The 10489-nt window shown below is 69.1% G+C and carries 11 protein-coding genes; 6 read left to right on the top strand and 5 right to left on the bottom strand.

From position 1 onward, the window contains the following. Together ABZV94_RS17560 and ABZV94_RS17555 are read left to right on the top strand one after the other, a co-directional pair. On the top strand, nucleotides 1–695 hold a 695-nt coding region (locus ABZV94_RS17560; RefSeq protein WP_356341238.1), incomplete at its 5' end, for an SDR family oxidoreductase. A 32-nt stretch (nucleotides 696–727) separates the two neighbouring features. Then, on the top strand, nucleotides 728–1732 hold the full coding sequence (locus ABZV94_RS17555; protein WP_356341237.1) for a Gfo/Idh/MocA family oxidoreductase: 1005 nt from the start codon (nucleotides 728–730) through the stop codon (nucleotides 1730–1732). Between the two features lie 49 nt (nucleotides 1733–1781). Here ABZV94_RS17555 and ABZV94_RS17550 read toward each other — a convergent pair whose 3' ends face one another. From ABZV94_RS17550 to ABZV94_RS17530, 5 genes are all read right to left on the bottom strand, one after another. Next, nucleotides 1782–1976, bottom strand: a complete 195-nt coding sequence (locus ABZV94_RS17550) for a hypothetical protein (RefSeq protein ID WP_356341236.1) — start codon at nucleotides 1974–1976, stop codon at nucleotides 1782–1784. Between the two features lie 162 nt (nucleotides 1977–2138). Continuing rightward, nucleotides 2139–3047 carry a sugar phosphate isomerase/epimerase gene (locus ABZV94_RS17545; RefSeq protein WP_356341235.1) on the bottom strand — a complete coding sequence of 303 codons (909 nt, stop codon included), beginning with the start codon at nucleotides 3045–3047 and terminating at the stop codon, nucleotides 2139–2141. 2 nt (nucleotides 3048–3049) lie between these two features. Further along, the gene (locus ABZV94_RS17540; RefSeq protein WP_356341234.1) at nucleotides 3050–3961 is read right to left on the bottom strand and encodes an ATP-binding cassette domain-containing protein; all 912 of its coding nucleotides are present in this window, start codon (nucleotides 3959–3961) and stop codon (nucleotides 3050–3052) included. 3 nt (nucleotides 3962–3964) lie between these two features. After that, nucleotides 3965–5041 (bottom strand): ABC transporter permease, encoded by a 1077-nt coding sequence (locus tag ABZV94_RS17535; RefSeq protein ID WP_356341233.1) that lies wholly within the window; start codon nucleotides 5039–5041, stop codon nucleotides 3965–3967. After that, nucleotides 5041–6060: a sugar ABC transporter substrate-binding protein gene (locus ABZV94_RS17530; protein ID WP_356341232.1), complete on the bottom strand. Its 1020-nt coding sequence runs from the start codon at nucleotides 6058–6060 to the stop codon at nucleotides 5041–5043. Before ABZV94_RS17530 ends, ABZV94_RS17535 begins: the two co-directional genes overlap by 1 nt. A 176-nt stretch (nucleotides 6061–6236) precedes the next feature. On the opposite strand from ABZV94_RS17530, the gene ABZV94_RS17525 reads away from it, so the two are divergent. From ABZV94_RS17525 to ABZV94_RS17510, 4 genes are all read left to right on the top strand, one after another. Continuing rightward, a complete protein-coding gene (locus tag ABZV94_RS17525; protein ID WP_356341231.1) occupies nucleotides 6237–7028 on the top strand; it encodes a GntR family transcriptional regulator in 792 nt (263 codons plus the stop codon). Nucleotides 7029–7295: 267 nt separating this feature from the next. Continuing rightward, nucleotides 7296–8609 (top strand): carbohydrate ABC transporter substrate-binding protein, encoded by a 1314-nt coding sequence (locus ABZV94_RS17520; RefSeq protein WP_356341230.1) that lies wholly within the window; start codon nucleotides 7296–7298, stop codon nucleotides 8607–8609. Between the two features lie 8 nt (nucleotides 8610–8617). Next, nucleotides 8618–9598, top strand: coding sequence for a sugar ABC transporter permease (locus ABZV94_RS17515; protein WP_356341229.1), 981 nt, complete (start codon nucleotides 8618–8620; stop codon nucleotides 9596–9598). After that, complete coding sequence (locus ABZV94_RS17510) at nucleotides 9595–10482, top strand: carbohydrate ABC transporter permease (RefSeq protein WP_356341228.1); 888 nt, start codon at nucleotides 9595–9597, stop codon at nucleotides 10480–10482. Before ABZV94_RS17515 ends, ABZV94_RS17510 begins: the two co-directional genes overlap by 4 nt. The last annotated feature ends 7 nt before the right edge of the window (nucleotides 10483–10489 follow it).

Below are 10489 nucleotides of genomic sequence, written 5' to 3'. Positions count from 1 at the left end.
GCGAGGGCGCCGCCGTGGCGGTGAGCGGGCGGCGCCCGGAGCCGGGCGAGGCGCTGGTGGCGGAGCTGTCGGCGGCCGGCGGCAAGGCGATGTACGTCCGGGCCGATCTGGCGGACGCCGAACAGGCCAAGGCGTCGGTCGCCGAGGTCGTGGACGCGTACGGCCGGATCGACTGCCTGGTCAACTCGGCCGGGCTGACCTCGCGGGGCACGCTGCTGGACACCACCCCGGAGCTGTTCGACGCGCACATCGCGGTCAACCTGAAGGGGCCGTTCTTCGCGATGCAGGCGGCGGTCGCCGACATGACGGCCCGTAAGGCGCCCGGCACGATCGTCAACGTCATCACCTCCTCGGCGCACGGCGGACAGCCGTTCCTCGCGCCGTACGTCGCCGCGAAGGCGGGCCTGGCGGGCCTCACCCGGAACGCGGCGCACGCCCACCGCTGGGACCGGATCCGGATCAACGGCCTGAACATCGGCTGGACCGCGACCGATGGCGAGGACGCCACCCAGCGGGCCTTCCACGGCGCCGGCGACGACTGGCGGGAGCGGGCCGCGGCCCGGCTGCCGATGGGCAAGCTCGGCTGGCCGGACGAAATCGCGGACTTCGTGGTCTTCCTGCTGTCCGAGCGGTCGGGGGTGGTCACCGGGTCGGTGATCGACTGGGACCAGAACGTGCTCGGCGGCCTCGACTAGTACTGAAGCACCAACCCTAGGAGCAGTACCGCATGCGTATCGGAATCCTCGGCCTCGGCCGCATCGGCGCCTTCCACGCCGAGACCCTCTCCGGACTGGACGCCGTCGAGTCGCTCGTCGTCGCCGACCCGTTCGCGGACGCGGCCAAGGCCGCCGCCGAGCGGTTCGGGGCACAGGTCGCGGACTCGCCGGAGGCCCTGCTGGCGGCCGGCGTCGACGGCCTCGTCGTCGCGGCCGCCACCGACGCCCATCCGGCGCTGATCCGGGCCGGCGTCGAGGCCGGCGTCCCGGTCTTCTGCGAGAAGCCGGTCGCCCGCACCATGGCGGAGGGCGTCGAGGTGCTGAAGGCCGTCCAGGACAGCGGCGTGCCGATCCAGATCGGCTACAACCGGCGCTTCGACGCGGGCTTCGTCGCCGCGCGGGCCGCCGTACGGGCAGGGGAGCTGGGGACGCTGCACACGGTGCGCTCCACGACCCTGGACCCGGCCCCGCCGCCGGCCGCCTACATCGCCGCGTCCGGCGGGATCTTCCGCGACTGCTCCGTGCACGACTTCGACATCATCCGCTGGGTCACGGGCCGTGAGGTCACGGAGGTGTACGCGGTGGGCGGCAACCGCGGCGCCGACTACATCAAGGCGGCGGGCGACGCCGACACCACCGGCGCGATCCTGACCCTGGACGACGGCACGATCGCCGTGGTGTCCAACTCCCGGCACAACAAGCGGGGTTACGACGTGCGCATGGAACTGCACGGCTTCGCCGACTCGATCGCCGTCGGCCTGGACGACAAGCTGCCGCTGCGCTCGGTCGAGCCCGGTGTCACCTTCCCCGCCGGCACCCCGCACGACTTCTTCATGGACCGCTTCACCGACGCCTACCGCGCCGAACTGAGCGCCTTCACCGAGGTCGTGGCCGGCACCCGGACCTCGCCGTGCACCGTCGAGGACGCCCTGGAGGCCGGCTGGATCGCCGAGGCCTGCACGCTCTCCCTCAACGAGCACCGGCCCGTGACGCTCGCGGAGGTACGGACGGTCTGACCGCACGCCGACGGCGCCGGGCAGGTGCCCGGCGCCGTCGGCGTGTCGGTCAGCCGCAGTACCGGATCAGCCACTCGTCCGGGTTGTAGGTGTCCCGCGCCGGGTCCGGCACCGTGGCCGGCTTCGTCTCCACCGTGTCCTGCGGGCGTATCCGCTCGGGCAGCGCGCCGAAGCGGTCACGGCGCCGGGCCGCGTCGGCGGCCGGGTCCTGAGCCGTGGTGTGGGCGTCCGTACCGTGTGTCATCTCGTCCTCCCGTCCCGCGCGGGCGCTCCCCTTGTCCGTAAGAACGCCCGCGTGACCCCGTTGGTTCCCGGCCGCCCGGTGACCGAATCCCCCGGGACAGCGCAGGAACCGGGCCGCGGTCGTCGGCACCGCGGCCCGGTTCCGGTGGGAACACCCCGTTCCTCAGGCCCCGCAGGAGCGCAGGAAGCGCCGGGTGCGCACGGCGATCGGCAGCGGCTTGTCCGGCGCGCACGGGTACATGTCCTGCTCGACGATCGCGAACAGCTCCACGCCCAGCTTCTGCGCCGCCTCCAGCACCGGCCCCAGCTCCGGGACCCCGGAGGGCGGTTCGCACATCACGCCGCGCTGCACGGCCGGCCCGAACGGCACCCCGCCCGCGACCACCTCGGCGAGGATGTCCGGGTCGACCTGCTTGAGGTGCAGGTACCCGATGCGCTCGCCGTAGGTCTCGATCAGCTTGACGCTGTCCCCGCCGCAGTAGGCGTAGTGCCCGGTGTCCAGGCAGAGGTTGACCAGCTCGCCGTCGGTGGAGTCCAGGAAGCGTTCGACGTGCTGCTCGGTGTCGATGTGGGTGTCGGCGTGCGGGTGCACGACGATGTCCAGGCCGTAGGCCTCCCTGACCTCGTGGCCGAGCCGTTCCATGCCCTTGGTCAGGTGCGCCCACTGCTCGGCGGTCAGCTCGGGCGGCTCCAGGATCTCGGCGGTCTTGTCGTCCCGCCAGAAGGACGGGATGACGACCAGGTGCCGGGCGCCCATCGCCTGGGTGAGCGCGGCGACCTGGCTGACGTGCGCCCACGTCTCCTCCCAGACGGCGGGGCCGCGGTGCATGCCGGTGAAGACCGTGCCCGCCGAGACCTTCAGGTTCCGCTTGGCCACCTCGTCGGTGAGCCGCGCGGGGTCGGTGGGGAGGTAGCCGTAGGGGCCGAGTTCGATCCAGTCGTAGCCGGCCTCGGCGACCTCGTCGAGGAAGCGTTCCCAGGGCACCTGCTGCGGGTCGTCGGGGAACCAGACCCCCCAGGAGTCGGGGGCCGAGCCGACCCTGATGCGGTCGAGCGGAGTGGGGTGCGCCATGATCAGGGGGTTCCTTCCGGGGAGGTCGCCACGGGTGCGCTGAGGTCGCCCTCCTCGGGCAGCTCCTCCACGTCGACGCCGCGCACCTGGGCCAGCTCGTGCTTGAGCGCGGCGAGTTCGGCGCCGCCGGCCATGTGGTTGGTCAGCTCTTCCAGGCCGATGTCGCTGCGTTCGGCGCTCAGCTCCAGGGTGCCGAGGCGCAGGACGCTGAAGTGGTCGCCGACCATGTAGGCGTGGTGGGGGTTGTGGGTGATGAAGATGACGCCCAGGCCGCGGTCGCGGGCCGCGGCGATGTACTTCAGCACCACCCCGGACTGCTTGACGCCGAGGGCGGCGGTGGGCTCGTCCAGGATGAGGACGCGGGCGCCGAAGTAGACGGCGCGGGCGATGGCCACGCACTGGCGCTGGCCGCCGGAGAGGGTGCCGATGGGCTGTTCCAGGTCGTCCAGGACGATGCCCATGTTGCGCAGTTCGTGGTCGGCGGTCTCCTTCATGCGGGCGATGTCCAGACGGCGCAGCGGCCAGGGGCCCTTGGTCATCTCGGAGCCGAGGAAGAAGTTCCGCCACACCGGCATCAGCGGGACGGTGGCGAGGTCCTGGTAGACGGTGGCGATGCCCCGGTCCAGGGCCTCGCGCGGGGTGGTGAAGCGGACCGGCCGGCCGTCGACGAGGAACTCGCCCTCGCTGTGCTGGTGCAGCCCCGAGATGATCTTGATGAGGGTGGACTTGCCGGCGCCGTTGTCGCCGAGCACGCAGGTCACCCGGCCGGCGTGGACCTTCAGGTCGACGCCGTGCAGGGCGCGGATGTTGCCGTAGGACTTGCCGGCGCCGCGCAGTTCGACCAGGGGCCCGTCGGGGTCGGGAGCGCTGTCCTGGAGGACGGCGCCGTGGGTGCCGGTGGTGTGGTCGGTCATCGCTTACCTCCGGGTCGCCGTGCGCTGGACCCACAGATTGATCAGGACGGCGCCGAGGAGCATCACGCCGAGGAAGGCCTTGAACCAGTCGGGGTTCCAGCCGGCGTAGACGATGCCCTGCTGCACCATGCCGAACATGAAGGCGCCGAAGACCGGGCCGATCGCGGAGCCGTAGCCGCCGGTGAGCAGGCAGCCGCCGATGACGGCCGCGGCGATGTAGATCAGCTCCTGGCCGACGCCCTCGCCGGACTGCACGGTGTTGAACGAGAACAGGTTGTGCATGCCGACGAACCAGGCGCCGAAGCCGACCAGCATGAACAGGGTGATCTTGGTGAACTTCACCGGGACGCCGACCGCGCGGGCGCTGTCCTTGTTGCCGCCGACGGCGAAGATCCAGTTGCCGTACTTGGTGCGCAGCAGCACCCAGGTGGCGAGGGCGGCGAAGACCAGCCACCAGATCACGGTGATCTTCACCTGGACCCCGCCGACGTCGAAGGAGGAGGCGAAGAGCTTCCTGGCCTGGTCGAAGCCGTCCATGTCGCTGATGTCGTCGGTGGCGACGTTGCCGGTGACCAGCTTGGTGACCGCGAGGTTGGTGCCCTGGAGGATCAGGAAGGTGCCGAGGGTGACCAGGAAGCTGGGCAGCCCGGTCTTCATCACCATCCAGCCGTTGAAGGCGCCGATCGCGAGGGACACGATCAGGGCGACGATCACGCCGGTCCACACGTTCACGGTCAGCTGGTAGCTGAGCATGCTCGCGGTGAGCGCCGAGGAGATCACGGCGACGCCGGAGGAGAGGTCGAACTCCCCGCCGATCATCAGCAGGGCCACCGGGAGGGCCATGATGCCGATGGTCGAGGACTGGTACAGGATGTTCGCCATCGAGCTGCCGTCCCGCACCGGCGGGGCCGTGATCAGGAAGAAGACCAGGACGGCGACGGCGCCGAGGAAGACGCCCACCTCGGGCCGGGCCAGCAGCCTGAGGGCCAGCGGGCGCCGGGCGGTGCGGCCGTCGGTCTGCCGGGGGCCGGACGCCGGCGGCCTGCCGACCGCCGGCTCAGCCTGCTGGGCCATGCTCATCACCGGGTGCCCTTCGCGGCGAACTCGGCGACCTTGCCGACGTTGGACTTGTCGACGAAGGCCGGGCCGGTGAGCACGGCCTGCTCGCCGCCGCCGCTGTAGTTGCCGTTGTTCTTGTAGAGCCACAGCGAGTCGACGGCCAGGTAGCCCTGGAGGTAGGGCTGCTGGTCGACGGCGAACTCGATGGTGCCCTTCTGCACCGCCTTGACCAGGTCCTTGTTGAGGTCGAAGGTGGCCACCTTCGCCTTGCTGCCGGCGTCGCCCACCGACTGCACCGCGGTCAGGGCGAAGGGGGCGCCGAGGGTGACGACGGTGTCGACGGACTTGTCCTGCTTCAGCTTGGCCGTGATGGTCGACTTCACGGACGGCATGTCGGTGCCGTTCACGTACAGGGTCTCAGTGGTGCCCTTGAACGTCTTCTTGACGCCGTCGCAGCGCTGGGTGAGGCCCACGTTGCCCTGCTCCTGGATCACGCAGACGATCTTCTTCGCACCGGTGGTGTTGAGCTTGCCGCCGAACGCCTCGCCCGCCACGCTCTCGTCCTGCCCGAAGAACTCCAGCAGGCCGAGCTTCTTCCAGTCGCTCAGTCCGGAGTTGAGGCCGACCACCGGGATGCCGGCCTGCTCGGCCTTGGCGATCGCGCCCTTCATCGCGTCGGGCTTGGCCAGGGTCACCGCGATGCCGTCGACCTTCTGGTCGATGGCGTTCTGCACGTAGGTGGCCTGGGTGCCGGCGTTGGGGTCGGCGGAGTAGATCAGCTTGATGTTGTCCTTGGCCGCCGCGGCCTCCGCGCCCTTGCGGACGGTGTCCCAGAAGGTGTCGCCGGGCGCCTGGTGGGTGACCAGGGCGACGGTCATGCGGGGGGTGTCGGCCTTGCCCGCGGAGGGATTCGCCGCTTCCTCCTCGGCCTTCTTGCCGCCGGAACCGCTGGAACAGCCGGCGAGGGTGAGGGCTGCCGCAGCGGTCAGGGCCACGAGGGGGGCCAGCCTGCGGGAGCGGGGGCGAGAAGAGCGGTCCATCTTTCCTGCACCTCACTGTGCGTGCGACGGGGCAAGGACGCTGTTGCGTTGGGACGGGATACAAGCCTCTGTCGAGCCCGCTGTCAATACTTTGTTAAGACATCATTTCACAAGCAGGTCCGAATGTAAGTACAAATCATTGACACCTTCAGCGCCGCGATCTACACCTGGGAAGCATGAGCCCAGTACACCGCACCTCGCAGCGAACGGCACCGGGTGATCGCGCGCTGGATCCCGTGGCCTTCGCCCTGGACCGGTCGAGCCCGGTCCCGTTGTACTACCAGCTCGCCCGGCAGCTGGAGGCGGCCATCGAGCGCGGCGTGCTGGCGCCGGGGAACCTGCTCGGCAACGAGGTCGACCTGTCGGCGCGGCTCGGGCTGTCCCGGCCGACCGTCCGCCAGGCGATCCAGTCCCTGGTCGACAAGGGGCTGCTGGTGCGCCGCCGCGGGGTCGGTACGCAGGTGGTGCACAGCCAGGTCAGGCGTCCGCTGGAACTCAGCAGCCTCTACGACGACCTGGAGGCGGCCGGACAGGGCCCGACCACCCAGGTGCTGCGCAACGAGCGGATCCCGGCGCCCGCCGACGTGGCCGCCGCCCTGGGCCTCCCGGAGGGCGCGGAGGTCGTCGTCCTGGAGCGGCTGCGCCGCACACACGGCCGGCCGGTGGCGTTCCTGCGCAACCATCTGCCCGCCTCCCTGCTCGAACTCGGCACCGGGCGGCTGGAGTCCACGGGCCTGTACCGGATGCTGCGCTCCGCCGGGATCGTCCTGCACAGCGCCCGCCAGTCCATCGGCGCCCGCGCCGCGAGCGCCGAGGAGGGCGCCCTGCTGGAGGAGCGGGAGGGCGCGGCCCTGCTCACCATGCGGCGCACCGCCTACGACGACGCGGGCCGGCCGGTGGAGCACGGCAGCCATGTCTACCGGGCGTCCCGGTACGCCTTCGACTTCCAACTGCTGGTCAGAAGCTGAAACGGAACGATCTGTTTCACACAGCCCCCTCGGCCGCCCGCGCCGAGGGGGCGCTGCGTCCGTGCCGCCGTCAACGACGCAGGTGACGGTGACGATTACGTTTCGGGCAAGAGACACCCCAGTGCGACCGGAGCTATTGACGCATGAGCGGACATGGGGCTGTTATTACGCCCACGATGTTCGGTCGAGTTGATTTCTGAGCGGTTTCGAACCTTTCAGTGATCAGCTCATCCCCTTGACCGAACCCTGTACGCCTCAGGAGCCGCCATGCGCCTCTCGCCCTCCGGGCTCTCCGTCCCGGGACCCAGCCGTCGTTCCCTGCTGCGCGGAGCGGGCGGTGCCGCCCTGCTCGCCGGCGCCGGCATACCCCTGCTGTCCGCCTGCGGAGGCAGCGGTTCCGGCTCCGACCCGAAGACCGTCACTCTGGGCTCGAACCAGTCCGACGCCGTGCCGAAGAAGGCCTACGGCGACATCTACGCGGCCTTCACCAAGCAGTCCGGCATCAAGGTCGATGTGAACACCAAGGACCACAACACCTTCCAGGAGCAGATCAACTCGTATCTGCAGGGCACCCCGGACGACGTGTTCAACTGGTTCGCCGGCTACCGCATGCAGTTCTTCGCGGCGAAGAAGCTGGCCACCCCGATCGACGACGTGTGGGCGAAGATCGGGGACAACTTCCCCGAGGCGATGAAGAAGCTCAGCAAGGGCGCGGACGGCAAGTACTACTTCGTTCCGCTGACCACGTACCCCTGGGCGGTCTTCTACCGCAAGAGCGTCTTCCAGCAGCACGGCTACGAGGTCCCCGCCACCTGGGACGACCTGGTCGCCCTGTGCAAGCAGATGAAGAAGGACGGCCTGGTCCCGATCGCCTTCGGCGACAAGGACGCCTGGCCCGCCATGGGCACCTTCGACCAGATCAACTTCCGCCTGAACGGCTACGACTTCCACGTCCAGCTGATGGCGGGCAAGGCGTCCTGGACCGACGCCAAGGTGAAGGACGTCTTCGACCACTGGGCCGAGATCCTCCCCTACCACCAGGACGGTTTCATGGGCCGCACCTGGCAGGACGCCGCGCAGACCCTGGTCGCGAAGAAGGCCGGCATGTACCTCCTCGGCTCGTTCGTGGCCCAGCAGTTCACGAACAAGGCCGACCTGGACGACCTGGACTTCTTCGCCTTCCCGGAGATCAACTCCGCGTACGGCCAGGACACCGTCGAGGCGCCGACCGACGGCTTCATGGTCAGCAAGTCCCCGAAGAACCACGCGGGTGTGGTGAAGCTGCTCGAGTTCCTCGGCACCCCGCAGGCCGAGGAGATCTACCTGAAGAGCGACCCGAGCGTGGTGGCCGCCTCCGACAAGGCCTCCACCTCCGCGTACTCGCCGCTGCAGAAGAAGGCCTTCGAGATGATCTCGGGCGCCAAGAGCCTCACCCAGTTCATGGACCGCGACAGCCGCCCCGACTTCACCTCCACGGTGATGCAGCCGGGCCTGCAGAAGTTCCTCCAGAACCCCAAGGGCGTGGACAGCCTGCTGTCGTCCATCGAGCGCCAGAAGAAGACCATCTTCGCGTCCTCGTGAGCGCCCCGATGACCACCGACACGACGACGAAGACCCCGGAGCCGGCGGCCGTGCCGGCTCCGGGGGCCGCGCCCGCGAAGAAGCGGGTCTCGCAGGGACACGCCCGCCTGCTGACCCGCCGTGACCGGATCACGCTCGCCCTCATGGCGGGCGTGCCCACCGTCCTGCACGTGATCCTCGTCTGGGTCACCGCCCTCGCTTCGATCTTCCTGGCCTTCACCACCTGGGACGGCATCGGGTTCGACTCGATCAAGTGGGTCGGCCTGGACAACTTCAAACAGCTCTTCACCGACAACCCGCAGTTCTGGCCGGCCGTCCAGCACAACGTCATCTGGTTCGTCGTACTGATCCTGATCCCGACGCCCTTCGGCCTGTTCCTCGCGGTCCAGCTGGACAAGCGGATCCGGTTCAGCCGCGTCTACCAGACCGCGTACTTCCTGCCCGTCGTCATCTCGATGGCGTGCATCGGCTTCGTCTGGCAGCTGGTCTACAACCCGGACACGGGCCTGATCAACAGCATCATCGGCGCCAACAAGCCCGGCCACTACATCGACTGGATCGGCGACCCCGACCTCAATCTCTGGGCCGTCCTGATCGCCGCGTCCTGGCGGCACACGGGCTACATGATGATCCTCTACCTGGCCGGCCTGAAGAGCGTCGACCCCTCGCTCAGGGAGGCGTCCGCGCTGGACGGCGCGAACGAGTGGCAGACGTTCAAGAACGTCATCTTCCCGACCCTGCGCCCGACCAACACGGTCGTCCTCGTCGTCACCATCATCGAGGCACTGCGCGCCTTCGACCTGGTCTTCGTCTTCAACAAGGGCGCCCAGGGCACCGAGTTGCTGTCGATCCTGGTCACCAACAACATCATCGGCGAGTCCAGCCGCATCGGATACGGCTCCGCCATCGCCGTCGTGCTGCTGGTGATCTCCCTCGCCGTCATCATCCCGTACCTGATCGCCACCTTCCGGAAGGAGCGGCGCGCATGAGCACCGTGAGCGCCCTGGGAAAGCGGCGTACCCCCGTCCGGCCGGCCCGGATCCTGCTGCACGTCTTCCTCGCGGGCACCGCCCTCGCCTGGCTGGCGCCTCTGCTCTGGGCGGTCTTCTCGGCCCTGCGCCCGTACAGCGAGACCAGCGCCAAGGGATACGTCTCCTGGCCGGACACGCTGAACTTCGACAACTTCACCAACGCGTTCCAGCAGTCGGACATGCTGCACTACTTCGGCAACACGCTGATCATCGCGGTGCCGGCCGTGCTGCTGACGCTGTTCCTGTCGTCGATGGTCGCCTTCTACGTCAGCCGCTTCGACTTCCGGCTCAACCTGGCGCTGCTGCTCGTCTTCACGGCGGGCAACCTGCTGCCCCAGCAGGTCATCATCACCCCGCTGTACCGGCTGTACCTGCTCACGGACCTGCCGGGCATCACCGCGAGCGGGAAGCTGTACGACTCCGCGCTGGGCCTGGTCCTGATCCATGTGGCGTTCCAGTCCGGCTTCTGCGCGTTCGTGCTGAGCAACTACATGCGCTCGCTGCCGCACGAGCTGACCGAGGCCGCGCTGGTCGACGGCGCCTCCGTGTGGCGGCTGTACTGGCAGATCACGCTGCCGCTGTGCAAGCCGGCGATGGCGGCCCTGGCGACCCTGCTGTCCATCTGGATCTACAACGACTTCTTCTGGGCCCTCGTGCTGATCTCCACCGGCGAGAACATGCCGATCACCTCGGCGCTGAACAACCTCTCCGGGCAGTACTTCACCGACCCCAACCTGGTCGCCGCCGGCGCGCTGCTGACCGCGATCCCCACCCTGGTCGTGTACTTCGTGCTCCAGCGCCAGTTCGTCAGCGGCCTGACCCTGGGCTCCAACAAGGGCTGAGGCGCCC

This window comes from Streptomyces sp. NPDC004658, from assembly GCF_040609555.1.
In the GTDB taxonomy this organism is placed as follows: domain Bacteria; phylum Actinomycetota; class Actinomycetes; order Streptomycetales; family Streptomycetaceae; genus Streptomyces.
Note: the sequence above shows the minus strand (reverse complement) of the source record. Positions and strands in the feature narration are given on the sequence as shown.